The organism is Streptomyces sp. LaPpAH-108, from assembly GCF_000373625.1.
Taxonomy (GTDB): domain Bacteria; phylum Actinomycetota; class Actinomycetes; order Streptomycetales; family Streptomycetaceae; genus Streptomyces.
The window spans coordinates 173,843-198,342 of sequence record NZ_KB891987.1; the positions used below are offsets into that span (position 1 = coordinate 173,843).

Consider the following 24,500-nt stretch of genomic DNA (forward strand, 5'->3'; position numbering starts at 1 on the left):
GACCACTCGAAAGACACTCCCCAGGTGGCCCCTGGTTTCTGTTCGCCGCTACTTCTGTTCGCCGCTACGAGTTCAGGTACGTCAGCACCGCCAGCACCCGGCGGTGGTCCCCGTCGCTCGGGGTCAGGCCCAGCTTCATGAAGATGTTGCTGACGTGCTTCTCCACCGCGCCGTCGCTCACCACCAGCTGCTTGGCCACGGCCGAGTTCGTCCGGCCCTCCGCCATCAGCCCCAGCACCTCGCGCTCGCGCGGGGTGAGCCCGGACAGCACGTCCTGCTTGCGGCTGCGGCCGAGCAGCTGGGCGACGACCTCGGGGTCGAGAGCCGTACCGCCCTGCGCGACCCGCACCACCGCGTCCACGAACTCGCGCACGTCGGCGACCCGGTCCTTGAGCAGATAGCCCACGCCCCGGCTGGACGCGGCCAGCAGCTCGGTGGCGTACCGCTCCTCCACGTACTGCGAAAGGACCAGCACCCCGAGCCCCGGGTGCGCCTTGCGCAGCTCTACGGCGGCCCGTACGCCTTCGTCGGTGTGGGTCGGGGGCATCCGTACGTCCGCCACCACCACGTCCGGCAGCTCGTCCGCCGCGTTCAGCTCGGTGATGGTCTTGACCAGCGCCTTCGCGTCCCCGACCCCGGCGACCACCGCGTGACCCCGGTCGGTCAGCAGCCGGGTCAGCCCCTCCCTGAGCAGCACCGAGTCCTCGGCGATGACCACACGCACCCTGTTCTCCACGCTCTCCCGGCCCCCTGCTGCCCGCTGCGACACCTTCTCCGCCATGCGGACCAGCATCCCGCAATTGCGGGGGCGCGGGGGCTTCTCCGTTGTGCTTCGGCTGTGCTTCGGCCCGGGCGGGGCCGCGTTTGTGTTTCGGCCCGGGCGGCGCCGCGTTGTGCTTCGGTTCGGGCGGGGTCGCGGGACCGAGTCCCCGCGAGGCCGCCCGGCTCGGTCTGGCTGCGGCCGTCGGCTGTGCCTTGCTGACGCGCGTCCGGCTCGACTCCGCTGCGGCCTCCGGCCAGGTCCCGCGAGGCTGCTCGACTTCGTCCGGGCGGCCTGTCGGCTGTGCCTCGCCGATGTGTCCGGTTCGACCCTGCTGCGGCCTCCGGCCAGGTCCCGTGAGGGCGCTCGACTTCGTCCGGCCGGGCCGTCGGCTGTGCCTTGCTGACGCGTCCGGTTCGACCTCGCTGTGACCTCCGGCCAGGTCTCGCAGGGGCGCCCGGTTTCGTCCGGGTGGGCCGCCTGCTCGGCCTGGTGCGTGTGCGCGGCTCGATCCTGTGAGGGCGCCCGGCTTCGTCCGGCCGGGCTGCCCGGGGTCAGCCTGGCATGTGTGTCCGGCACGGTCCTGTGAGGCTGCCCGGTTTTGCCCGGCTGGGGCTGTCGGCTCGGCCCGGCGCGTGCGCCTGGCCTGGTTCCGCGAGTGCGCCCGGTTCGTCCGGCTGGGGTCGTCGGCTCGGCCTGGCGCGTGTGTCCGGCTCGACCCCGCTGCGGCCTCCGGGCAGGTCTCGCGAGGCTGCCTGGTTTCGTCCGGGTGGGCCGCCTGCTCAGCCTGGCGCGTGTGCACGGCTCGGTCCCGCCAGGGCGCCTGGCTTTGTCCGGCCGGGGCCGTTGGCTCGGCGAGGCCGTCCGGCTCGGTCCCGGGAGTGCGCTCAGCCTTGTCCCGCTGGGGTCGTCGGCTCGGCCTGGTGCGTGTGCTCGGCTCGGTCCCGCCAGGGCATCGTCAGGGCGTCGGGTCAGGCCCGCCAAGGCAGTTCCGCTGTGATGCGGGTCGGGCCGCCGGGTGGGGAGTCGACCACCAGGAGGCCGTCCACGGCGCCCAGCCGTGCCGACAGGCCCGCGAGTCCGGACCCCTTGGCGGGGTCGGCGCCGCCCACGCCGTCGTCCGTGACCAGCAGCATCAGGCGGTCGTCGGTGCGCCAGAGGTCGACGGTGGCGTGGTGGGCCCGGCTGTGTTTGCTGATGTTCTGGAGGAGTTCGGAGGCCGTGTAGTACGCGATGCCCTCGATGGCGGCGGCGGGGCGGCCCGGCAGGTCGGTGGTGACCGTCACCGGGACCGTGCAGCGCGCGGCGACGGAGGAGAGGGCGGGGTCGAGCCCCCGGTCCGTCAGGACGGCGGGGTGGATGCCCCGGGCCAGGTCGCGCAGCTCGCGCAGGGCGGTCTTCACCTCGCCGTGCGCCTCGTCGACCATGCGGGCGGCGGCCTCCGGGTCCTCGCGCAGCTTCTCCTTGGCGAGCCCGAGGTCCATGGCCAGGCTGACCAGCCGCGCCTGGGCCCCGTCGTGCAGATCCCGCTCGATGCGCCGCAGGTCCGCCGCCGCCGTGTCCACCACCGCCCCGCGCCCCGACTCCAGCCGCTCCACGCGCTGCGAGAGCCGCGACGGACCGAGCAGCCCGCGCACCAGCAGCCCGTCCACCGTGGTCAGGCCGCGCAGGATCCACGGCGTGACCAGCGTGAACACCAGGCCGATCAGCGAGGTCACGGTGATCTCGAACGGGTTGTCCAGATACACGCTGTGGTGCTCGTCGCCGTAGAGCTGGATGCCGCCCTGCCCGGCGTACATCGGGAACACCCAGAACCACAGCGGATACGTCAGCAGCGCCCAGCCGTACGTCCAGAAGCTCACCCCGACGGCGAACGAGAACACCGCCCAGGGGAAGCGGAGCAGCGCGAAGAGGAGGTTGCGCCAGGAGCTGCCGCTCTTCAGCACGGCGCCGATCCAGGCGAGGGCGCCGGGGCCGCGCACGGTCAGCGGCTCGGGCTCGGCCACGTCGACCCGGAGCAGCCCGCGCGCCCGCGCCCGCTCCAGCGCCCCGAACCCCCGGCACCCGGCCAGCCCCAGCGCCAGCACCGGAATCCCGACGAACGTCACCAGCAGCCCCGCCCCGAGCGACACCGCCGTCACCGCCCACACGAACATCACGATCGCGATCGGCAGGCTCAGCAGCACATACCCGAACTCCCGCCACGTCCGCCCCTCGAACGGCGCCCGCAGCCCAGCGGGCACACGATGCCCCCGCCCCCCACCGGATGCCCTGGGAACCCGGTACCCCTGTCCGTCGTACTCGGTGGCCATCGCCGTGGTCCGCCTCTCGTCACGTGGGTGTCCGAACCGTGCCTTCAGGTTTCCGTGCGGGGTGGGTGCGGGGCCATGACGTGGGCTGGTGTCGGGGGCGGGGGTTTTCCCTACCGGCGGGGGCGGGGCGGGGCACGGCGGTCAGTCCCGGGCGTCGTAGTCGGCCCGTGCCTCCCGCACCTCGGCCATGTGGTCCTCCGCCCAGCCCTTGATCGCGCGCATGACGGGCAGCAGGGAACGGCCGAGCGGGGTGAGCGCGTAGTCGACACGGACCGGGACGGCGGGGGTCACGGTCCGGGTGACCAGGCCGTCGCGCTCCAGGTGCCGGAGCGTCTGGGTGAGCATCTTCTGGCTCACCCCGGCCAGCCTGCGGTGCAGGTCGCTGTACCGCTTCGGGCCGTCGGCGAGCGCCGTGACCGTGAGGCTGACCCACTTGTCGGCGATGCGGTCCAGGAGCTGACGGGCCGGGCATTCGGCGAGATAGGCGTCGTACTCGCGCTTCGCCTCGACCCTGCGCTCCGCGGCGGTGCGGGTGGGCATGGCTCTCCTTCCGGTGCCGAGGGCACCTCGAAGTGTGTACTTCCCGCTGGAGAGTAGCCCTCTCTACGGTGAGCGGCATGAGCACTGGACACGCGGGCGGGACGATGCGGGCGGTGGTGGCCCGGGGGTACGGCGGGACCGAGGTCCTGGAGACGGTGACGGTTCCGCTGCCGGAACCAGGCCCCGGACAGGTACGGATCCGGGTCGAGGCGGCGACGGTCAACCCCGTTGACCTAGCCACTCGTTCGGGCGCGCTGGCCGACGGCGGGCTGATGGCGGCGCGGTCGTGCACGGGCCTCGGCTGGGACGTGGCGGGCGTGGCCGACCGGCTCGGGGCCGGGGTGACGGCGTTCGCGCCGGGGGAGCAGGTGATCGGGCTGCGCGATCTGCTGGACGTGTCGCTGGGGACGTACGCGGAGTACGTGGTGCTGGACGTGACGGCGGTGGCACCGGCGCCACGCGGTGTGTCTCCGGCGGCCGCCGCGACCCTGCCGCTGAACGGCCTTACTGCGGCGCAGTCCCTGGACCTGCTGGCCCCGGCCCCGGGGAACACCTTGCTGGTGACGGGGGCGGCCGGAGCGGTGGGCGGCTTCGCCGTGGAACTGGCGGTACGGCGTGGGGTGCGGGTGATGGCCCACGTGGGCTCAGCGGACCGGGAGTTCGCGTACGGCCTCGGTGCGGAGTGGACCGTGGGCCGGGACGCCGGGGCCCTCGCGGCCGAGGTCCGTCGGCTGGTCCCGGGCGGCGTCGACGGGGTCCTCGACACGGCCGGTCTCGGCATCCAGGCCCTCGCCGCCGTCCGGACGAGGGGCGCCTACGTCACGGCGGCGGTGGGCTCGGCACCGCCACCGCTGCGCGGCATCCGTGTCCACGAGCAGTGGATCAGCGCGGACGGGGCGGCGTTGGCCGGCCTCGCCGCGCTGGATCTGACCCTGCGCGTGGCGGACGTGCTCCCGCTGGAGGGGGCGGCGCGGGCGCACGAGCACTTGGCGAAGGGCGGCCTTCGGGGGCGGCTGGTGTTGGCGCCCTCGGCGCGTTAGGCGGGCATCGGCTCCTACGCCGTCCGGTCCCGCCAGGGCAGCTCCGCCGTGATCGCCGTCGGGCCGCCGGGCGGGGAGTCGATCAGGAGGAGGCCGTCCACCGCGCCGAGGCGTTCCGTCAGGCCGTGGAGGCCGCCGCCGGGGGTCGCGGTGGCGCCGCCCGTGCCGTCGTCGCGGATCTGGAGCATCAGGCGGTCGTCGGTGCGCCAGAGGTCGATGGTGGCGTGGTGGGCGTGGCTGTGTTTGCTGATGTTCTGGAGGAGTTCGGAGGCGGTGTAGTAGGCGATGCCCTCGATGGCGGGGGCGGGGCGGACGGGGAGGTCGGTGGTGACGGTCACCGGGACCGTGCAGCGGGTGGCGATGGAGGAGAGGGCCGCGTCGAGTCCCCGGTCGGTGAGGACGGCGGGGTGGATGCCCCGGGCGAGGTCGCGCAGCTCGCGCAGGGCGGTCTTCACCTCGCCGTGCGCCTCGTCGACCATGCGGGCGGCGCCCTCCGGGTCCTCGAGCAGCTTCTCCTTCGCCAGGCCCAGCTCCATGGCGAGGTTGACCAGGCGGGCCTGGGCCCCGTCGTGCAGGTCGCGCTCGATGCGCCGCAGGTCCGCCGCCGCCGTGTCCACGACCACGCCCCGGTCCGACTCCAGCTCGGCTATCCGGCGTTCCAGCTCGTCGGAGGGCGCCAGCAGCCCCCGGGCCAGCGCCCGGTCCACGGCCGCCAGCCCCCGCGCGATGAACGACAGCACGGGCCAGAGCACGAACAGCGAGGTCAGGATCGTGCAGAAGGTGAAGATGCCCCAGGGCAGCCGGATGAAGAAGTAGAGCAGCGTCCGCCAGCCCACCGGATCGCGCAGCACGAGCCACAGCCGCCGCGACAGCTTCCGGTCCCGCGCGCCCAGCAGCGACAGCGGCGACGGCTCGGGCACCCGCACCCCGAGCAGGCCGCGCACCCGCGCCCGCTCCAGCCGACCCAGCAGCCGCGCCCCCAGCAGACACCCCGCGAGCAGCGGCAGCCCCAGGACCGTCACGGTCAGCCCCGCGCTGACGGACACCGAGGTGACGACATAGACGAAGCCGAACACCGCCACCGGCAGGTTCAGCAGCAGATGCGCGATCTCCTTCCAGGTGGGGGCGCCGAAGGGGAGACGGGCGGGGGGCAGGGGGTCGGCGTCGGAGCGGGAGGTGGGGGTGGTTCGGCGGGGGGTGGTTTGGGGGACGTGGCTGGTCGGGGTGGCGTTGGGCATGTCGGCTCGGGGGAGGGGGCGGCTGGTGGGGTCGGCGCCGGCTCGGTAGGCGAGGCTGGTCCCGTCGGCGGCGGGCAGGTCGGCGGCGGCAGCCCGGAAGGTGTCGGCGGCCGGGGGCGCGTCGGCAGACCCGGGAGAGGCAGCGCCCCGGAGGGGGTCACCGGCCCGGAGCGGTCCGGCGCCCTGGTCGAGGTCGGCGGCCTGGAGGGAGTCGGCACCCTGGTCGACGTCAGCACCCCGGAGGGCACTCGCACCCCGGACGGGCGCGGCATGGTGATCAACGTCGGCGACCCGGAGGGCATCGTCCCCGTCCCGGCCCGCGGCGGAGGCGGCAGCGGTCATGGCGCTCAGCCTGCCGTGCCCGACACCCCCCGCGCCATGCGGCAGTCCGCCTTCCGCCCCCGGGGGAAAACCCCACCCCGCGCCCCTCCCGGCCCCTCTCAGCGCGTGACGACCTGCTTACCGCTCCTGTGCCAGGGCCTAGACTCCCGTGCATACAGACCCTCGGATCGCGTCACGTCACGCGGTTCACCGGGGTCACCCAGGGCACGCGGAACACACAGGTCAGGGAGCGAGGAGAAGGACGGTGCGGGAGACGTTGGGGGACTCGACGGTCGCCGCGGCCAGCCTCGCGGCGGACCAGCCCGGGTCGTACTTCGGGTCGTACTCGGTCGTGGGGCTGCTCGCCGTCGTCGGCGTGCTCTTCGTCGCGGTCGCCTTCGGCGCGGGACGGCTGCTGCGGCCCGTCGTCCCCACCCCCGAGAAGCTGATGACGTACGAGTGCGGCGTCGACCCGGTCGGCGAGGGCTGGGCCCACACCCAGGTCCGCTACTACGTGTACGCGTTCCTCTACGTGATCTTCGCCGTCGACTCGATCTTCCTGTTCCCCTGGGCGACGGTCTTCGCCGCCCCCGGCTACGGCGCGACGACCCTCGTGGAGATGTTCATCTTCCTGGGCTTCCTCGCCGTCGGCCTGCTGTACGCATACAAGAAGGGCGTCCTGACATGGACGTGAACCCGGCCGCCGCCTCTGCGCCGGTGTCGCTCCCCGACCCGGTGCCGCTGCCCGAGCCGAAGAGGCTCGGCGCGCTCGCCCGGCTCGCCCCCGAGCCGATGAAGGTCGTCCTCAACTGGGGCCGCCGCTACTCCCTCTGGGTCTTCAACTTCGGCCTCGCCTGCTGCGCGATCGAGTTCATCGCCGCGTCGATGGCCCGGCACGACTTCATCCGGCTCGGCGTCATCCCCTTCGCGCCGGGCCCCCGCCAGGCCGACCTGATGGTCGTCTCCGGCACGGTCACCGACAAGATGGCGCCCGCCGTGAAGCGGCTGTACGAGCAGATGCCCGAGCCGAAGTACGTCATCTCCTTCGGCGCCTGCTCCAACTGCGGCGGGCCGTACTGGGACTCGTACTCCGTCACCAAGGGCGTGGACCAGATCATCCCGGTCGATGTCTACGTCCCCGGCTGCCCGCCGCGCCCCGAGGCGCTGCTCCAGGGCATCCTCAAGCTCCAGGAGAAGATCGCCCGCGAGTCGCTGGGCGAGCGGTACGGCTCCGCCCGGCCTTCCCCCGCCGCCCTCCAGAGCGGCCTGGTCAAGCCGCCGGCCACCCCCTCCCCGGGAGACGCGCGATGACGACGACCGGCTGGCTGCCCGCCGACACCGAGGAACTGTTCGGACCGGGGGCCACGGCGGAGGAGTCGTACGACGTCCTCACGGTGGACGTGGCCCCGGAGGCCTGGCTCGACGCCCTGGAGACGGCCCGTACGACCCTGACCTGCACCTACTTCGACTGGCTGAGCGCGGTCGACGAGCCGGGCACGGGTTTCCGCGTCTCCGCGCACGTGGTGGCCCTGCATCCGGTACGGCGCCTCCTCGTCCGTACGACCGTGCCGCACGCGGCGCCGGTCCTGCCGTCCGCCGTCGGCGTCTACGCGGGCGCCGCCTGGCACGAGCGCGAGACCCACGAGATGTTCGGCGTCGACTTCACGGGCCACCCCGGCCTGGAACACCTCCTCCTCCCCGAGAACTTCGAAGGCCACCCCCTCCGCAAGGACTTCGTCCTCGCCGCCCGCGTCGCCAAGTCCTGGCCCGGCGCCAAGGAACCCGGCGAGTCGGAACACGGCACCCCGAAACGCCGCCAGATGCTCCCCCCGGGCGTCCCCGACCCGAACGAATGGGGCCCCCTGAAGGGCCAGCTCCCGCCTGCCCCGACGCGTGAGCGCCCTGCGCGAGCGGGGGATCGTCCGGTGCGTCGTGCGCGGTCGGTGTCGGAGGGGTCGGCCAGCCAGGAGGCGGCTGCGGACCGTCCGGTGCGCCGCTCCCGCTCGGCATCGGAGGGTTCGGCCAGCCAGACGCCTCCGGCGCCGGAGGGTTCGGCGAGTCAGGAGGCCGCTGCTGCGGAGCGCCCGGCACGTCGCACGCGCTCCGCGTCGGATGGCTCCGCCAGCCAGGACACTGCTGCGGCGACGGAGGGCCGGGTGCGTCGTGCGCGGTCGGCGTCGGAGGGCTCGGCCAGTCAGGACGCTTCCGCGGTGCGGCGTACGCGCTCGGCATCGGACGGCTCGGCGAGCCAGGACGCTTCCGCAGCGGCGGAGGGCCCGGTGCGTCGTTCCCGTTCGGCGGCGGACGGTTCCGTGAGCCAGGCGGCTCCTGCGGGTGAGGGGCGGCCGGTGCGTCGTTCCCGCTCGGCTTCGGAGGGTTCGGCCAGTCAGATCGCGGGTGCGGCGCAGGCCGCTGAGCCGACGTCGGCCGAGGACACCGGGGCTGGGACGGCTGGCGGCGGCGACAGCTCTGCCGGTTCTTCCGGGGGTGAGGCGATTGGCGAAGCCGCTGGTTCTCCCAGTGTGGCGGGGCCCGGGTCGGCCGACGGCCCTGCCGATGCCGACCATGTTGGATCGGCGGGCGAAACGACAGGCGCCGCCAACCCCGCTGATGCCCCGTCGGCAGCCGAGGCCGCCGGTGCCGCTGGCCCTGCGCGTGACGCCTCGGCCGCCTCCCGGCCCCGCCGCACGCGGAGCGCGAGCGACGGCTCGGTGAGCCAGACGTCCGGTACGGACCGCCAGGACACGGAGTCCACACCGGAGGACGCGGAGCCCGCGCCGGAGGCGCCGACGACGCCCGGGACACCGGAGCCGGGCGAGCCCCGTACCCCGGGCCGCCCGCGCCGGATGCGTAGCGCCTCCCAGGGCTCCGCGTCCCAGCAGAGCCCGGCCACCCCCGAACCCCCGACCCGCCGCAGCACGGCCCCCCGCAGCGCGGACGCCCCCTGGCACCACGCCCGCCCGGCCTTCGACGAACCGACCCCGCAGCCCAGCCGGGCCGAGCCACAGGCCCCGCCCGCCAACCAGCCCCCCGAGCCGGAGGCCCCACCGGCCCCCGAGCCCACCCCTGCCCCGGACACCGCCCCGGAGCCCGACGCGACCCCGTCCCAGGCGCCAGAGCGGCCAGCCGATTCGTCCCCGACCCCCAACCGGACCCCCGGGCCGGAGGCCCCACCGACCCCCGCGCCCAGCCCTGCCCCGGAGAACGCCCCGGAGCCCGACGCGACTCCGCCCCCTTTCCTGGCACCGGAGCAGACAGCCGGTTCGTCCTCGGCCCCCGAGCCGGACCACGCGCCCGAGCCCGGCCCTGCCCCGGACGCCGCGCCGGAGGCCAGCGCACCTGTGTCGTCTCGGGTGCCGGAGCCGACCCACGACTCAGCCTCGGCCTCTGAGCAGGCGCCCGAGGCTCCTGAGTCCGGCTCTGCCTCGGGCAACGCGTCGGAGGCCAGCGCTCCTGCTTCGTCCAGGGCGTCGGAGCGGACAGGCGATTCGGCTCCGGCCCCCGACCGGGCTTCCGAACTGGACCAGGCCCCCCAGCCCGGGCAGGCCCCTGGGCCCGGCCCTGGCCCGGACACCGCGCCGGAGACCGGTGCGACTCCTGCCCCGTCCGGGGTGTCGGAGCCGACCCGCGACTCAGCCTCGGCCCCCGACCGGGCCCCCCAGCCCGGGCAGGTCCCTGAGCCCGGTCCCGGTCCGGACTCTGCGCCAAAAACCGGTGCGATTCCTGCCCTGTCCGGGGCGTCGGAGCCGACCCGCGACTCGGCTCCGGGCTCCGATCGGACCTCTGAGCCGGACCCCACCCCCGAGCCGGGCCAAGCGCCCGAGCCCGAGCAGAGCCCTGAGCCCAACCGGGCACCGGACAGCGGGCGTGAGTCCGGCGCGGCTCCCGCCTCGGAATCCGCCCCGGACCCGGCGCAAGACCGGACCGCAAGCCCGGCGCCCAGGTCTGACCACGCCTCAGGCTCCGACCGAGCCCCCAGGCTCGGCCAGGCTCCGGACAACGCGGAGCGGCGCAGTCAGACCCCGACCCCGTACCCGGCCCCGAGCTCGGACCACGTCCCGGACCCCCACTCGGACCCGGACCCCGCCCCTGAGCCCGGCCACGACCCGGACCCCGAGCCCGGCCACGACCCGGACCCGGACCCCACCCAAACCCCGGACCGCCCCCCGCGCTCCGACCACCCCACCCCCGAGAACCCCACAGGAGGCCCGCAGTGAACGACGTATGGTCCGTCGCTCTGCGGCTTCTGGTCGTGTTCGTCGTGTTTCTCACCTTTCCGCTGATCGTGGGTCAGACGGAGCACAAGGTGATGGCGCACATGCAGGGCAGGCTGGGGCCGATGTACGCGGGTGGGTTCCACGGGTGGGCGCAGCTGGTCGCGGACGGGGTGAAGTTCGCGCAGAAGGAGGACGTCGTACCGGCGGGAGCCGACCGGCGGATCTTCCAGCTGGCACCGGCGGTGGCGCTGCTGCCGTATCTGCTCGTGCTGCTGGCGATCCCGATCGGACCGGGCAGCGGCGCGGTCGGACAGGTGGTCGACGCGGGGATCTTCTTCGTGCTCGCGGTGATGGGCGTCGGCGTGCTCGGCTCGCTGATGGCCGGATGGGCGAGCGCGAACAAGTTCTCGCTGCTCGGCGGCCTGCGGACCGCGGCCCAGCTGCTGGCGTACGAGCTGCCGATGCTGCTCGCCGCCGCGTCGGTGGCGATGGCGGCGGGGACGGTGTCCCTGCCCGGGATCGTCGGCGCGTTCCACTGGTGGTGGGTGCCCTGGCAGATCACCGGCGGGATCGTCTTCTTCGTCGCCGGACTCGCCGAGCTGCAACGCCCGCCGTTCGACATGCCCGTGGCGGACTCGGAGATCATCTTCGGCGCGTACACGGAGTACACCGGCCTGAGGTTCGCCCTGTTCCTGCTCGCGGAGTACGCCGGGATCGTCGTGCTGTGCGGCCTGACCACCGTCCTGTTCCTGGGCGGCTGGCACGGCCCCTGGGGCGCCGACGGACTCGGCTGGGTGTGGACCCTGCTGAAGACCGCGGTGCTCGCGTTCCTCGTGATCTGGCTCCGCGTCACCTACCCCCGGCTGCGCGAGGACCAGCTCCAGAAGCTCTCCTGGACCCTCCTCGTCCCCCTCGCCCTCGCCCAGATCGCCCTCACCGGCGTCGTCAAGGTGGTGATCTCCTGATGCCCCGTATCCCCGGCTCCGGCCTGGCCAAGGGCCTGGCCGTCACCCTGCGCACGATGACGAAGAAGACCGTCACCGAGCGGTACCCCGACGTGGAGCCCGAACTGCCGCCCCGCACCCGCGGAGTCATCGGCCTGTTCGAGGAGAACTGCACGGTCTGCATGCTGTGCGCCCGCGAGTGCCCCGACTGGTGCATCTACATCGACTCCCACAAGGAGACGGTCCCCGCCGCCACCCCCGGCGGCCGAGAGCGCAGCCGCAACGTCCTGGACCGCTTCGCCATCGACTTCTCGCTGTGCATGTACTGCGGCATCTGCATCGAGGTCTGCCCCTTCGACGCGCTGTTCTGGTCACCGGAGTTCGAGTACGCCGAGACCGACATCCACGAACTCACCCACGAGCGCGACAAGCTCCGCGAGTGGATGTGGACCGTCCCGGCGCCGCCCGCCCTGGACCCGCACGCCGAGGAGCCCAAGGAGATCGCCGCCGCCCGCAAGACCGCCGACAAACTGGCCGCCGCACAAGCGGCCGAAGCGGCCGAGGCCGCCGAGGCGGCAGCACCGAAGCCCGAGGAACCCGAGGAAAAGGAGGGAGAGTCGTGAGCCCCACCGCGGCCACCCTGGCCGCCGCCCCCCACGGCTTCCTGTCCCCGACCGGCGTCGAGATCGCCTTCCTGCTCGTCGGCCTCGCCACCCTCGGCGCCGCGCTCATCACCGTCACCACCCGGCAGCTCGTGCACGCCGCCCTGTGGCTGGTGGTCGCGCTCGGCGGCCTCGCCGTCGAATACCTCCTGCTGACCGCCGAGTTCATCGCCTGGGTGCAGGTCCTCATCTACGTCGGTTCCGTCGTCGTCCTCCTCCTGTTCGGACTGATGCTCACGCGGGCCCCCATCGGCCGCTCCCCGGACGCCGACTCCGGCAACCGCTGGGCCGCGCTCGCCGTCGCGGTGGGCGCCGCCGGGGCACTGGTCTGGGTGGTCGTGGACGCCTTCCGCGCCACCTGGATCGACCTGGAAGGACCGGCCGCCGGGACCACCCGCGTCACCGGCGAGAGCATCTTCCGTAGCTGGGTCCTGCCCTTCGAGGCCCTGTCCGTGCTCCTCCTCGCCGCCCTGGTCGGCGCGATCGTCCTGTCCCGCAAGGCCAAGGCCGAGGCCGGTCAGGACCAGGCACCCGGCGCCCCCGGGCGCACGAAGGCCCCCGGCGTCCCGAGCCCCACGCGGCCCCCCGCCGAGCCCACGCAGCCCCCCGGCGAGAAGGAAGGCGCCCGCTGATGCACCTCGCCTACCCCGCCGTCCTCTCCGCCCTCCTCTTCTGCACCGGCCTCTACGGCGTCCTCGCGCGCCGCAACGCGATCCTGGTCCTCATGTCGGTCGAGCTGATGCTCAACGCCGTCAACCTCAACCTCGTCGCCTTCGACGTCTGGCTGAGCCGCGCCGCCCGCGACACCCTGCACTCCGGCCAGGCGCTGACCCTGTTCACCATCGCCATCGCCGCCGCCGAGATCGGCATCGGCCTGGCGATCGTGCTCGCCGTGTACCGCAACCGGGGCACCTCCGACATCGACCGACTCCGCGACACCGCCGAAGGCCCCGACACCGCCGAGGGCCCCGACGCCCCCGGGGCCGAGAAGGCTGAGGCCACCGCGTGACCACGACCACCCTCGCCGCCCTCGTCCCCGTCCTCCCCTTCCTCGCCGCCGCCGGACTCCTGCTCGGCCGCACCGCGCCCGGCTTCGTCCGGCCGCTGGCCGTCCTGCCCGTCCTCGCCTCCCTCGTGCTGGCCGCGCTCGTCGCGGCCCGCCAGGGCGGCGGCCGGGCGATCGACGCGGCCACCCTGCTGACGCCCACCGGCTCCGTCCCGGTCGACCTCGCCCTGCACATCGACGGCTTCGCCGCCCTCGTCGCCGTCCTGGTGGCCTTCGTCGCGAGCTGTGTGCAGATCTACTCGACCGGCTATCTGCGCGAGGACCCCCGCTACCCCTCGTACGCGGCCCTCGTCTCCCTCTTCACCTCCGCCATGCTCCTGGTCGTCTACTCCGGCGATCTGATCGTGCTGCTGGTCGGCTGGGAGGTCATGGGCATCTGCTCCTACTTCCTCGTCGGCCACTACTGGGAGACCCCCGAGGCCCGCGCCGCCTCCCTCAAGGCGTTCCTCGTCACCAAGCTCGGCGACGTGCCGTTCCTGATCGGCCTGTTCGCGCTCGGCACCGACGCCGGGTCCTTCCGCATCACCCGCGTCCTCGCCACGGTCGCGAACGGCGGACTCGACCACCCGACCCTGATCGCCCTGCTGCTCCTCGCGGGCGTAGCGGGCAAGTCGGCGCAGTTCCCGCTGCACACCTGGCTCCCGGACGCGATGGCGGGCCCGACCCCCGTCTCCGCGCTGATCCACGCCGCGACCATGGTCGCCGCCGGTGTCTACTTCATCGCCCGTCTCCTGCCCGTCTTCGAGGCGTCCGCCGCCGCGATGGTGGTCCTCGCCGCGATGGCCGCCGTCACCATGGTGGGCTCCGGCCTCTGCGCCCTCGCCCAGGACGACATCAAGCGCGTCCTCGCCTACTCGACCATCGGCCAGCTCGGCTACATGACCGGCGCCCTCGCCGTCGGCGACCGGGGTGCCGCCGTCTTCCACCTCCTGTCCCACGGCGCCTTCAAGGCGCTGCTGTTCCTCGCCGCCGGTGTGGTCATCCACGCCGCGGGCACCAACTCGCTGGCCGCCATGTCCCGCATGAGCCACCTGCGCGACCGCGTCCCGGACGCCTTCTGGACGATGACCGTGGCGCTGCTCGCCCTCGCCGCGATCCCGCCGTTCAGCGGCTTCTTCTCCAAGGAGTCCGTCCTCGGCGCCGCCGAACACACCGCCACCGGGCACGACGGCCCGGTCCCCGGCGCGGCGGGCTGGATCGTCCTCGTCGCCGGTCTCGCGACCGCCGTCCTCACCGCCGCCTACGCCACCCGCCTGTGGCTGCTCGCCTTCCGGGGCCGGGGCGCCGAGGCCCCCGCCCCCGTCCGCGAACCCCTCAGCATGACCGTCGTGCTCTGGGTGCTCGCCGTGCCCTCGCTGGCCTTCGGCGGCCTCGCCTACCGCACGCTGCCCGGCTGGTTCGACGGCCGCAGCCTCGCGCCCACCCTGCTCACCTCCGTCCTCGGCACCGGCCTCGCCGTCGTCGGCGGACTGCTCACCTACGGCGTCTGGCAGCGCACCTCCGCCCGCGCCGCCCGCGTCCCGCTGGGCGCCGTCGCCGCGCACCCGGAGGGCGACGCGGGCCACGTGGAGGCCGAGGCCATCGCCGCGCACGAGGCGGCCTACGGCGACATCGCCCGTGCCCCCGACCCGGCCGACCCCGCGCGCGTGCTGCTCGGCCCGCTGTTCCGGCCCGCCGCGACCGGCTTCCACCTGGACGCCGTGTACTCCGCGCTGTTCGTCCGCCCGGTCCTCGCCGGAGCGAGCCTCGTCCGCTTCCTCGACCGCGAGGTCGTCGACACCTACGTGCGCGGCGCCGCCGCGCTGCCCCGGCTGCTCGGGGCCGCCGTACGCCGGGCACAGACCGGCAACGTCCAGACCTATGTGAGCGCGCTGCTCGCCGGCACCGCCGTCCTGACGGTCGCCGTCCTCCTCGTCGCCTCGGGAGCGTGAGCGGGCGTGATCGGTATCAACGAGTCAGTGATGCAGTTTCTTCTGGCGTTCATCGTCGCCGTCCCGCTCCTCGGAGCCGTCGCCGCTCTCCTGCCGGCACCGCCCGGGCTGAAGGGCAAGTCCCCCGACCAGGCCGTGCTCCGCCACGGCGTGACCGTGACCGGCGTGGTCCTCATCGCCGCGATCGTCCTCGCGCTCGGCTTCGACCACGACCACCCGTCGAGGATGCAGGCCCAGACCGACATCAGCTGGATCCCCGCACTCCATGTGCGCATCCACCTCGGCATCGACGGCATCTCGCTCCCCCTCGTCGTCCTGACCGCGCTGCTGACCTTCCTCTGCGCGCTCTACACCTACTTCAAGCCGCCCACGGGCCCGTCCCCGAAGGCGTTCACCGCCCTGGTCCTGCTGCTCGAAGGCGGCACCCTCGCCTCCTTCGCCGTACTCGACCTCGTCCTCTTCTTCCTCGCGTTCGAGACCGTGCTCGTCCCCATGTACTTCCTCATCGCTCGCTGGGGCGGCGAGGGCCGGAGCAGGGCCGCGTGGAAATTCATCCTGTACACGCTGCTCGGCTCCGTGATCATGCTGCTCGGCCTGCTCCTGATCGGGATCAAGGCGGGCACTTTCGACATGGTGGCACTCGCCACTGACAACGGCCGGTCCCTGAGCACATCCGTGCAGGTCATCGCCGTTCTGGCGATCGGCGTCGGGCTCGCCGTGAAGACCCCGATGTGGCCCCTGCACAGCTGGCTCCCGGACGCCCACACCTCGGCCCCGACCGTCGGCTCGGTCCTCCTCGCCGGCGTCCTGCTGAAGATGGGCACCTACGGGTTCGTCCGCATCCTGCTCCCCGAGGCACCGCAGGGCTTCCACGTCTTCGCGCCCTACCTCGCCGCCTTCGCCGTGGTCGGGATCATCTACGGCTCCCTGGCCTGCCTCAACCTCGCCAAGCCGGGAGCCAAGGGCGACCTCAAGCGGCTCATCGCCTACTCCTCCGTCGGCCACATGGGCTTCGTCCTGCTCGGCATCGCCACGATGACCCCGACCGGCGTGAACGGCGCCCTGTTCGCCAACATCGCCCACGGCCTCATCACCGGCCTGCTGTTCTTCCTGGTCGGCGCCCTCAAGGACCGCACCGGCAGCACCGACCTCGACACCCTTGCCGAGCACACGGGCGCCGCCCTCTACGGCAGGGCCCCGCGCCTCGGCGGACTGCTCGCCTTCGCCGCCGTCGCCTCGCTCGGGCTGCCCGGGCTCGCCGGGTTCTGGGGCGAGATGCTGTCCCTGTTCGGCGCGTTCCGGCCCGCCGCAGACCTCAACCGCACCGCCTACCTCGTCTTCATGGCGATCGGCGCCTTCGGCACCCTGCTCACCGCCGCCTACCTGCTGGTCGTGGTCCGCCGGGTCTGCATGGGCGACATGAAGCGCGACCTGCCCGAACTCACCGACGTACGTGGCTACGAGCTGGCGGCCTGGACCCCGCTCGTCGTCCTCACCCTCGTCGCCGGACTCTGGCCGAGGTCCCTGCTCGGCCTCACCGACCCGGCCGTGCAGCAGCTCCTTGCGGGAGGCACCCGATGACCGCCCTGGCCCAGCCGCTCGCCCAGTCGGCGGTCCAGTCCGTCGACTGGCTCGCGATCGCGCCGCCCGTCATCGCCGCCGTCACCGCCCTCGTGGTGCTCGTCGCCGACCTTTTCCTGCCAGCGACCCGTAAACCCCTCCTCGGGTGGGTTTCCGTCACGGGTCTGGCCGCCGCCGGGCTCATGCTGCTGCCTCTCCTGGACGGCCACCGGGCCACCTTCTGCGCGGGAAGCGGCACCACGCGCGCGTGCAGCTACGCCGCCGACCACTTCACCCTCGCCATCCAGCTCCTCGTCCTCGGCGGCGCCCTCCTCGCGGCCCTGCTGTCGATGACCGGCCTCAAGGACGAGCACCGGCGCGTCCCGGCCGGGGAGTTCTGGTTCCTGCTGCTGTCCTCGGCGGCCGGGGCCGCCCTGCTGCCCGCCTCCCGCGACCTCGCCACCCTGGTCGTCGCCCTGGAGGTCGCCTCGCTGCCCGCCTTCGCCCTCGTCGGCATCCGGCACGGCGATGGGCGCTCCGCCGAGGCGGCCCTGAAGTTCTTCCTCTCCTCGGTCACCGCCACCGCCGTCAGCCTCATGGGCGTCAGCTTCGTCTACGCCTCCACCGGCAGCCTCTACCTCACCCAGATCGCCCAGCGCCTGCCGCACGTCGACGGACAGTTCCACGTCCTCGCCCAGACCGGCGTCGTCCTCACCCTGATCGGCTTCGCCTTCAAGACGGCCGCCGTCCCCTTCCACTTCTGGGTGCCCGAGACCTACGTCGGCGCGCCGCTGCCCGTCGCCGCCTACCTCTCGGTCGTCGGCAAGGCCGTCGGCTTCTCCGGGCTGATCCTCGTCACCGTGATCGGCTTCCCGTCGTACGCCGACGTCTGGGGCCCCGCCCTCGCGATCCTCGCCGCGCTCACCATGACCGCCGGAAACGTCGGCGCCCTGCGCCAGAGCGGCACGCGCGCGTACAGCGCGGTACGGCTGCTCGCCTGGTCCTCCGTCGGCCAGGCGGGCTACCTCCTCGTACCGATCGCCGCCGCTGGATACACCCGCGACGCCCGCCAGGCCATCGGCTCCACCGTGGCGTACGCGCTCATGTACGGCGCGGTCAACCTCGGTGCCTTCGCCGTGGCCGCCCTGGTGGGCCGTACGCGCCCCGCCCACCGCATCGCCGACTACCGGGGCCTGTACGCCACCCACCCCGTCACCGCGCTGCTCCTGGCCTTCTTCCTGCTGTGCCTCGCGGGCCTGCCGCCCGGCGTCATCGGCCTCTTCGCCAAGGTCACCGTGTTCTCCACCGCCGTGCACGCGGGCCTCGGCTGGCTCGCCGTCCTCATGGCCGTCAACGTGGTGATCGCGCTGTACTACTACCTCAGGTGGACGGCCCTGCTGTTCCGCGCCCCCGAGGGCGAACCGGCCCGCCACCCCGTCCCGGCCCCCCTCACGCTCGCCCTCGCCCTCACCGGCGTCGTCGGCGTCGCCCTGTCCGGCGCACCGGAACTGGTCCTGCGCTTCGCCGCCACGAACCTGTTCTGAGCGCCCCGCCCACCCGTACGGACGTACGGCACCCCCGCCCGCACCTGGGAACTCGCGGCCGTCGCCTGGCGTTGACCAGTGCGGGAGGGTCCACTGGACCGAAGGGTTCGCTGCACGACTTGGAGGGCGCACCGTGCACCGCCGGCACAACGGGCTCAGGACCGCAGTACTCCTCGGGGGGCTGTCGGCGCTCATCATCGTCATCGGCAGCCTCTTCGGGCGTACGGGCCTGATCGTCGCCGTCCTGGTGGCACTGGCCACCAACGCGTACGCGTACTGGAACAGCGACAAGCTGGCCCTGCGCGCGATGCGGGCCCGCCCGGTCAGCGAGTTCGAGGCGCCGGAGCTGTACCGGATGGTGCGCGAGCTGTCCACGCAGGCCCGCCAGCCCATGCCGCGCCTGTACATCTCGCCCACCGAGGCCCCCAACGCCTTCGCCACCGGCCGCAACCCGCGCAACGCGGCCGTGTGCTGCACCGAGGGCATCCTGCGCCTGCTCGACGAGCGCGAACTGCGCGGCGTCATCGGCCATGAGCTGAGCCATGTCTACAACCGCGACATCCTCATCTCGTCCGTGGCAGGCGCCCTCGCCTCGGTGATCATGTTCCTGGTGAACTTCGCCTGGCTGATCCCGATCGGCCGCTCGGACGACGACGACGGCCCCGGCCTGTTCGGCATGCTGCTGATCATGATCCTCGGCCCGCTCGCCGCCACCCTCATCCAGCTGGCCATCAGCCGCTCCCGGGAGTACGAGGCCGACGCCTCGGGCGCCCAGCTCACCGGCGACCCGCTCGCCCTCGCGGGGGCGCTGCGCAAGCTGGAGACCGGCACCCAGCAGCTGCCGCTGCCTCCGGAACCGCGCATCGAGACCGCGAGCCACATGATGATCGCGAACCCGTTCCGTCCCGGCCAGGGGCTGTCGCGGATGTTCTCCACGCACCCGCCGATGGCGGAGCGCATCGCCCGACTGGAACAGATGGCAGGTCGAAACCGGTGAAGACACTCCTCAACATCATCTGGCTGGTCCTGAGCGGCTTCTGGCTCTTCCTGGGCTACCTGCTCGCGGGCCTGCTGCTCTGCATCACCATCATCGGCATCCCCTTCGGGATAGCCGCCTTCCGCATCGGCATCTACGCCCTGTGGCCCTTCGGGTACACCACGGTCGAGCGCCGCGACGCGGGCGCGCCGTCCTGCGTCGGCAACGTCCTCTGGCTCGTCCTCGCGGGCTGGTGGCTGGCGCTCGCCCACATCACCACCGGTGTGGCGCTGTGCCTGACGATCATCGGCATCCCGTTCGGCATCGCCAACTTCAAGATGATCCCGGTCTCGCTGCTGCCCCTGGGCCGCGAGATCGTCCGCACGGACGAGCCCTTCGGCGTGCGCTGACGCAACCGTCACCTGCCCGGACGGCGTCTTCCCGGACGGAACGGAAGACGACCCCTGCTCTCCTCACACATGGTCCTCACCGAATTCTCAGCGGTCGGACAGTGAGGAGACAGCGCGGAAGGGCAGGTAACTCGGCATGAGCATCATCGGTTGGATCATCCTGGGCCTGCTGGCCGGCGCCATCGCCAAACTCCTGCTCCCGGGCCGCGACCCGGGCGGCTTCATCGGCACGACCCTGATCGGCGTCGCGGGCGCCTTCATCGGCGGCTGGATCTCGTCCCGCTGGCTCGACCACCCGATCAGCAAGCACTTCTACGACGGGGCGACCTGGGCGGCGGCGATCGGCGGCTCGCTGGTGCTGCTGATCCTGTACCGGGTGCTGTTCGGCAACTCGCGGGACTGACGCGGCCCGGTGGAGTGCGCCGGACCCGCCGGACCGGGTCAGTCACCGGAGCGCTGCTCGCGGCGGTGGGTGCCGCGGGCCAGCTCCTGCAGGATCTCGTGCTCGGACCGCCGGGTCGTACGGGCCAGCGTCTGCAGCAGCGCGGCGCACAGGGCGGCCGTGCCGTCCAGCAGTGTCTCCGTGGCGGCGGTGTCCTCACGTCGCCGCTCGCCCAGATACTCCGTCAGAAGCTCGTCCCCGGAGACGTAGGCAGTCATGAACTCGATCCCGGTCCGGATCCGGTCGTAGTCGCTGCTCATGCGGGAACGATCGCACAGGGCGGGGCGGGTTGCGAACGGTCGGCCGGCGAGGAAGCCCTCGCCGGCCGCTCAGCTCACCGATAGTTCACGAACTGGAGGGCGAAGTCGAAGTCCTTGCCCTTCAGGAGAGCGATGATGGCCTGGAGGTCGTCACGGCTCTTGGAGCTGACGCGCAGTTCCTCGCCCTGGACCTGGGCCTTGACGCCCTTGGGGCCCTCATCGCGGATGATCTTCGCCACCTTCTTGGCGTTCTCCTGGGAGATGCCCTCCTCGATGGAGGCGAAGATCTTGTACTCCTTGCCGGACAGCTGGGGCTCACCCGCGTCCAGCGCCTTCAGCGAGATGCCACGCTTGATCAGCTTGGACTCGAAGACGTCGAGAACGGCCTTCACGCGCTCCTCGGAGTTCGCCTCCATGAGGATCTTCTCGCCGGACCAGGAGATCGAGGCACCCACGCCCTTGAAGTCGTAGCGCTGCGAGATCTCCTTGGCGGCCTGGTTGAGGGCGTTGTCGACCTCCTGCCGCTCGACCTTCGAGACGATGTCGAAACTGGAGTCGGCCATGTCCTGTGGCTCCTTGCATCGGGGTGCGGATCGAGTGCGGCCCGGCCTTGAGAGGCGACGGCCGCCGCGCCCGGCATCCTGCCGGGCCGCATCCGCACCAGCCTAGCCACCCCACCCGCCTCGGGGCGGAGATCAACCGGGTGGCGAAGCACCCCTCCGCATCGGGTATTGTTTACGTCGTTGCCACGGAGCACCGCGAACAGCGGCCCTCCCGAACCAACACCCCCCGGCGGTGTGCCCGAGCGGCCAAAGGGAGCAGACTGTAAATCTGCCGGCTCAGCCTTCCCAGGTTCGAATCCTGGCGCCGCCACACGGGAACGAAGGGCCCGTGACCTGCTGTCTCAGCAGGTCACGGGCCCTTCGTCGTACCTCCGGACAATGGGCGACATTCCGGCGATTCACGCCTGGCTGCTGCGGCACACCTTCCGGGCTTTCCGCCGCGCTGGGCTCCCGTCGAGGATCGCGCTGAAGCCCCCGGCCAGGGAAACGTCAAGCGGCGCGGCAGCCCTCCGAGGGCTGCCGCGCCACCCGGGGTGGAGCAGAGGGAACGGTCAGGGACGGTCAGCGGCGGTGGTCGCGGCCGTGACCGCGGTCGTCGCCGCGGCCGCCGCGGCCACCCCACGAGGCGTCGTCGACGACACGGCGGCGGTCGTCGCGCAGCGTCGCGGTGTCGCGGTTGTTGTCCCAGACGTAGTTGCGGCGGTCCAGGTAGACGTCACGCGAGGTGTCACGGCCGACACCCGAGTGGACGCGGACGGTCGCGTGGCCACCGAGGCTGAAGTGGCGGAAGGTGTAGGTGATGCCGCGACGGCTCTCCGACAGCGTCCACCCGCTGAGGTTCACGCGGTTGCGGGAGTTGTTGGTCAGCTCCACCCACTCGTTGTTCAGCGAGCGGTTGGAGCGGTTGTCGAAGCCGGGGGAGTCGTACTGCACACGGCTGATCTGCACGTCCGCCCGGTGCGGGCGGGCGTCCGCGGCGGAGGCCGGCAGGGCCACCGAACCGACCAGAGCACCGGCCGCGATGGCGACGGCGGCCAGGCGGCGAGCGGTCACGGAAGCTGAAGCAGTCACAGGTTCTCCTGCATGGTGCGGGCACATCCGCATACGGAGGCCGTACGCGGAGTCGTGCGGTGTGCGGATGGCGACCAACTGGCCGCGCATCCACACCTTGTCCGGGATGCGGACGTGATGTGGGGAAAACGTGAACCGTGTTACTGATCGAGCATGTATCTGTGACTCTTACCTGTAACGTCCATTCATAGGAAAAATGCACCGAGTTGACCGCTTTGCGGGCCCAGAATCCTTGTGATCACTGGGGACCGGGCATTTTCCGCCATACCGCGCCACCCCGGCCGCCCGGCCGCCGTCACCCGAAAGTGAGTAACAGAAGTGCGTGACAGAACGGCGCTCACCGGCCGTCACATGCGCCCCTGACCGGTGCGCCCGCCCCCGCCCGGGGCAGACTGACGGCATGTCCTCCCGTCGCAGAACCTGTCCCGTGTGCCGCCGCGAGATCGCCGTCGTCGCGGGCCGCTTCGCCCGCCACGACCCGCCCGGCGCGCGCGAACACGGCGAACTCGTCTCCTGCTCCGGCTCCCGCAGCCACGCCCAACTCGGCACCGTACAGCCCGCGTTGGACGGCTACATCGTGCCCGAGTTCCCCGGGCAGCTGCCGCTCTTCTGAACCCCGGAGCCCGGCCTCTCAGCCCCGCGCCACCGGCCTAGCCGCCCGCCACCGCCTTCACCGCCACCGCGACCGGCGTCGACCCCGCGATCAGCTCCAGCGTCAGCCCCGCCGTCGCCGAGGACTCCACCAGATCCGCCAGCACGGCCGCCACGTCGTCCCGTGACACCGGCCCGCGCCCGGTGTGCGCCGCCAGCGTCACCAGCCCGGTGCCGGGCTCGTCGGTCAGCGAACCGGGGCGCAGGACCGTCCAGTCCAGCGCCTCCTGCCGGGTGACGTACGCGTCCGCCTCGCCCTTGGCCCGCAGATACACGTCGAACACCCCGTCACCGGAGTGAGCCGGGTCCGCGCCCATGGAAGAGACCACCAGGAACCGCCGTACGCCCGCCCGCACCGCCGCCCGCGCGAACAGCACCGCCGCGCCCTTGTCCACCGTCTCCTTGCGGGCCGTCCCGCTGCCCGGCCCCGCACCGGCCGCGAACACCGCCGCGTCCGCGCCGCGCAGACACGCCTCGACCTCCTCGGGGGACGCCGACTCCAGGTCGAGCACGACCGGTTCGGCACCGGCCGCCCGCAGGTCCCCGGCCTGCCCCGGGTCGCGGATGATCCCCGCCACCTCGTCCCCGCGCGCGGCGAGCAGACGCTCCAGCCGCAACGCGATCTGTCCATGCCCTCCGGCGATGACGATGCGCATGTCTTCGACCGTACGCCCGGCCTCCGCCCTCCGCCGAACGGGTGGGCGCCCGCCCGCCGGAGCACTCCCGCGACCGTCCCTCACGACAGCTTCCCCCGCCCCTGCCTCGGCAGCCCCAACTCCTCCGCCGCCGCGGAGTTGCAGTACTCCCGCACCGCGCTCGTACGGGCCACCACGCGCCCCCGGTGCACCACGATCCGGCTGTAGGCGAGGGACAGCGCGCCCGGCAGCCGGTCGCCGCGCACCGCGAGGAGTTCGGCCGGGAAGCCCGCCTCCACGCGCACCTCGGGCAGCCCCAGCGCGGCGCGCGCCGAGGCGCTGACCGTGTCGTAGGCGTCCTCGGGGCTCAGACCGTGTACCGAGGAGAGGAGATAGGCCGCCTCCAGCGGGTCGCCCCGGCCCACCGGATTGGCCACGTCCCGCATCGCGCCGCTGCCCGCCGCCACCCGCACCCCGGCCGCGCGCAGCAGCCGTACCGGAGCGGCGCCCCGGATGTCCGCGGCGCCGCAGACGCCCTGGGGCAGGCACATCACCGTCACTCCGGCCGCCGCGAGCTGGTCCACCGCGCGGCGCGCGACGTCGAGGGGGAGCCGGGCGAGCCCCGCGCACGGGCCGATCGTCACACCGGCGCGCAGCCCGCCCGCCATGGCCGCGAGCCGGGCGAGCCGGGCCGGGTCGGCGGCGTCCGTGTGCAGGTCCACCGGGGCGCCGTGCTCGGCGGCCAGCTCCAGGACCGTCGCCGCGTACCCCGTGGGGTCCGGGTCCACGTCCGGGCAGCCGCCCACCACCGAGGCGCCCATCTTCACCGCGTCCCGCAGCAGCGCGAGCCCGTCCGCCCCGGCCGTCCCGGTCAGCAGCCGGGGCATCGCCACCGCCGTCAGCTCCGCGAGCCCGTGCAGCGAGCGCCGGGCCTGCAGGACCGCCTCCAGCGCGCCGAGCCCGCGTTCCTCGCCGACCCGGACGTGCGCGCGGGACGCCGTCGCCCCGTGCCCCAGCTGGAGCAGCGCCGCCTCGGTGGCCCGGCGCTGGACGTCCTCGGGGGCGTACGACACCGGGCCCGGCTGCTCGGCGCTCAGCGCGGTGTCGCCGTGGGCGTGCGGTTCGGCGGGGGCGGGCAGCAGCAGATAGCCGCCGAGGTCCACGCGGGAGACGGTGCCGGGCGGTCCCGGGGCCAGGCTGCCGGCCGTGCCGACCGCCTCGATGTGTCCGCCCGACACCCGTACGTCCACGGTCCGGCCGTCGGTCAGCCGGGCCCCGCACAGCAGGAGCGTGGCCGGGTCGGGGCGGCCCGGGGGCCCCGGCGGATTCGGCGGCTGCGGATGACTGTCGGGCATCG

Annotated in this window: 24 protein-coding genes and 1 tRNA gene; 16 read left to right on the forward strand and 9 right to left on the reverse strand. The window is 73.1% G+C overall.

Annotated features, from left to right (window positions below; translation table 11 throughout):
• Positions 1-64: 64 nt before the first annotated feature.
• From B079_RS0100750 to B079_RS0100760, 3 genes are all read right to left on the reverse strand, one after another.
• The gene (locus B079_RS0100750) at positions 65-736 is read right to left on the reverse strand and encodes a response regulator transcription factor (RefSeq protein WP_026248227.1); all 672 of its coding nucleotides are present in this window, start codon (positions 734-736) and stop codon (positions 65-67) included.
• 995 nt (positions 737-1,731) lie between these two features.
• Positions 1,732-3,072, reverse strand: a complete 1,341-nt coding sequence (locus B079_RS0100755; RefSeq protein WP_026248228.1) for a sensor histidine kinase — start codon at positions 3,070-3,072, stop codon at positions 1,732-1,734.
• Between the two features lie 141 nt (positions 3,073-3,213).
• On the reverse strand, positions 3,214-3,612 hold the full coding sequence (locus B079_RS0100760; RefSeq protein ID WP_018543865.1) for a winged helix-turn-helix transcriptional regulator: 399 nt from the start codon (positions 3,610-3,612) through the stop codon (positions 3,214-3,216).
• 77 nt (positions 3,613-3,689) lie between these two features.
• Here B079_RS0100760 and B079_RS0100765 point away from each other — a divergent pair, with 77 nt between their 5' ends.
• The gene (locus B079_RS0100765) at positions 3,690-4,652 is read left to right on the forward strand and encodes an NADP-dependent oxidoreductase (protein ID WP_018543866.1); all 963 of its coding nucleotides are present in this window, start codon (positions 3,690-3,692) and stop codon (positions 4,650-4,652) included.
• Positions 4,653-4,666: 14 nt separating this feature from the next.
• Here B079_RS0100765 and B079_RS31105 read toward each other — a convergent pair whose 3' ends face one another.
• On the reverse strand, positions 4,667-5,890 hold the full coding sequence (locus B079_RS31105) for a sensor domain-containing protein (protein WP_078495846.1): 1,224 nt from the start codon (positions 5,888-5,890) through the stop codon (positions 4,667-4,669).
• 586 nt (positions 5,891-6,476) lie between these two features.
• Between B079_RS31105 and B079_RS0100775 the strand changes: the two genes are divergently transcribed.
• The 13 genes from B079_RS0100775 (at position 6,477) to B079_RS0100835 (ending at position 19,924) form a co-directional block, all read left to right on the forward strand.
• Positions 6,477-6,905: an NADH-quinone oxidoreductase subunit A gene (locus B079_RS0100775; protein ID WP_018543868.1), complete on the forward strand. Its 429-nt coding sequence runs from the start codon at positions 6,477-6,479 to the stop codon at positions 6,903-6,905.
• Positions 6,896-7,522 carry an NADH-quinone oxidoreductase subunit B gene (locus B079_RS0100780; protein ID WP_018543869.1) on the forward strand — a complete coding sequence of 209 codons (627 nt, stop codon included), beginning with the start codon at positions 6,896-6,898 and terminating at the stop codon, positions 7,520-7,522. The genes B079_RS0100775 and B079_RS0100780 overlap by 10 nt, the downstream gene beginning before the upstream one ends.
• Complete coding sequence (locus B079_RS36505; RefSeq protein WP_018543870.1) at positions 7,519-10,428, forward strand: NADH-quinone oxidoreductase subunit C; 2,910 nt, start codon at positions 7,519-7,521, stop codon at positions 10,426-10,428. Before B079_RS0100780 ends, B079_RS36505 begins: the two co-directional genes overlap by 4 nt.
• A complete protein-coding gene (locus B079_RS0100790; RefSeq protein WP_018543871.1) occupies positions 10,425-11,393 on the forward strand; it encodes a complex I subunit 1/NuoH family protein in 969 nt (322 codons plus the stop codon). Before B079_RS36505 ends, B079_RS0100790 begins: the two co-directional genes overlap by 4 nt.
• Positions 11,393-11,995, forward strand: coding sequence for a NuoI/complex I 23 kDa subunit family protein (locus B079_RS0100795; protein WP_018543872.1), 603 nt, complete (start codon positions 11,393-11,395; stop codon positions 11,993-11,995). The genes B079_RS0100790 and B079_RS0100795 overlap by 1 nt, the downstream gene beginning before the upstream one ends.
• Positions 11,992-12,666: an NADH-quinone oxidoreductase subunit J gene (locus B079_RS0100800; protein WP_018543873.1), complete on the forward strand. Its 675-nt coding sequence runs from the start codon at positions 11,992-11,994 to the stop codon at positions 12,664-12,666. Before B079_RS0100795 ends, B079_RS0100800 begins: the two co-directional genes overlap by 4 nt.
• Positions 12,666-13,043 carry an NADH-quinone oxidoreductase subunit NuoK gene (nuoK, locus tag B079_RS0100805; RefSeq protein WP_018543874.1) on the forward strand — a complete coding sequence of 126 codons (378 nt, stop codon included), beginning with the start codon at positions 12,666-12,668 and terminating at the stop codon, positions 13,041-13,043. Before B079_RS0100800 ends, nuoK begins: the two co-directional genes overlap by 1 nt.
• Entirely contained in the window at positions 13,040-15,031 is a 1,992-nt protein-coding gene (locus B079_RS0100810) for an NADH-quinone oxidoreductase subunit L (protein WP_018543875.1), read from the forward strand. The genes nuoK and B079_RS0100810 overlap by 4 nt, the downstream gene beginning before the upstream one ends.
• Before the next feature lie 6 nt (positions 15,032-15,037).
• Entirely contained in the window at positions 15,038-16,612 is a 1,575-nt protein-coding gene (locus B079_RS0100815) for a complex I subunit 4 family protein (RefSeq protein WP_018543876.1), read from the forward strand.
• On the forward strand, positions 16,609-18,135 hold the full coding sequence (locus B079_RS0100820) for an NADH-quinone oxidoreductase subunit N (RefSeq protein ID WP_018543877.1): 1,527 nt from the start codon (positions 16,609-16,611) through the stop codon (positions 18,133-18,135). Before B079_RS0100815 ends, B079_RS0100820 begins: the two co-directional genes overlap by 4 nt.
• Positions 18,136-18,268: 133 nt before the next feature.
• Positions 18,269-19,132 carry a zinc metalloprotease HtpX gene (htpX, locus tag B079_RS0100825; RefSeq protein WP_018543878.1) on the forward strand — a complete coding sequence of 288 codons (864 nt, stop codon included), beginning with the start codon at positions 18,269-18,271 and terminating at the stop codon, positions 19,130-19,132.
• Positions 19,129-19,521 carry a YccF domain-containing protein gene (locus tag B079_RS0100830; RefSeq protein WP_018543879.1) on the forward strand — a complete coding sequence of 131 codons (393 nt, stop codon included), beginning with the start codon at positions 19,129-19,131 and terminating at the stop codon, positions 19,519-19,521. Before htpX ends, B079_RS0100830 begins: the two co-directional genes overlap by 4 nt.
• A gap of 136 nt (positions 19,522-19,657) precedes the next feature.
• Positions 19,658-19,924: a GlsB/YeaQ/YmgE family stress response membrane protein gene (locus B079_RS0100835; protein WP_018543880.1), complete on the forward strand. Its 267-nt coding sequence runs from the start codon at positions 19,658-19,660 to the stop codon at positions 19,922-19,924.
• A 38-nt stretch (positions 19,925-19,962) separates the two neighbouring features.
• Here B079_RS0100835 and B079_RS0100840 read toward each other — a convergent pair whose 3' ends face one another.
• Together B079_RS0100840 and B079_RS0100845 are read right to left on the reverse strand one after the other, a co-directional pair.
• Positions 19,963-20,223, reverse strand: coding sequence for a hypothetical protein (locus B079_RS0100840; RefSeq protein WP_018543881.1), 261 nt, complete (start codon positions 20,221-20,223; stop codon positions 19,963-19,965).
• A 74-nt stretch (positions 20,224-20,297) separates the two neighbouring features.
• Positions 20,298-20,786 (reverse strand): YajQ family cyclic di-GMP-binding protein, encoded by a 489-nt coding sequence (locus B079_RS0100845; RefSeq protein ID WP_018543882.1) that lies wholly within the window; start codon positions 20,784-20,786, stop codon positions 20,298-20,300.
• 228 nt (positions 20,787-21,014) lie between these two features.
• Here B079_RS0100845 and B079_RS0100850 point away from each other — a divergent pair.
• Positions 21,015-21,096: transfer RNA gene (locus B079_RS0100850), tRNA-Tyr, on the forward strand.
• A gap of 251 nt (positions 21,097-21,347) precedes the next feature.
• Here the strand turns inward: B079_RS0100850 and B079_RS0100855 are convergent.
• A complete protein-coding gene (locus B079_RS0100855) occupies positions 21,348-21,857 on the reverse strand; it encodes a lamin tail domain-containing protein (protein WP_037801050.1) in 510 nt (169 codons plus the stop codon).
• Positions 21,858-22,257: 400 nt separating this feature from the next.
• Between B079_RS0100855 and B079_RS0100860 the strand changes: the two genes are divergently transcribed.
• The gene (locus B079_RS0100860) at positions 22,258-22,470 is read left to right on the forward strand and encodes a hypothetical protein (protein ID WP_026248229.1); all 213 of its coding nucleotides are present in this window, start codon (positions 22,258-22,260) and stop codon (positions 22,468-22,470) included.
• A gap of 37 nt (positions 22,471-22,507) precedes the next feature.
• Here B079_RS0100860 and B079_RS0100865 read toward each other — a convergent pair whose 3' ends face one another.
• Both B079_RS0100865 and B079_RS0100870 read right to left on the reverse strand, forming a co-directional pair.
• Positions 22,508-23,164: an SDR family oxidoreductase gene (locus B079_RS0100865; RefSeq protein ID WP_018543885.1), complete on the reverse strand. Its 657-nt coding sequence runs from the start codon at positions 23,162-23,164 to the stop codon at positions 22,508-22,510.
• A gap of 80 nt (positions 23,165-23,244) precedes the next feature.
• On the reverse strand, positions 23,245-24,498 hold the full coding sequence (locus B079_RS0100870; protein WP_018543886.1) for an amidohydrolase family protein: 1,254 nt from the start codon (positions 24,496-24,498) through the stop codon (positions 23,245-23,247).
• Positions 24,499-24,500: the final 2 nt, after the last annotated feature.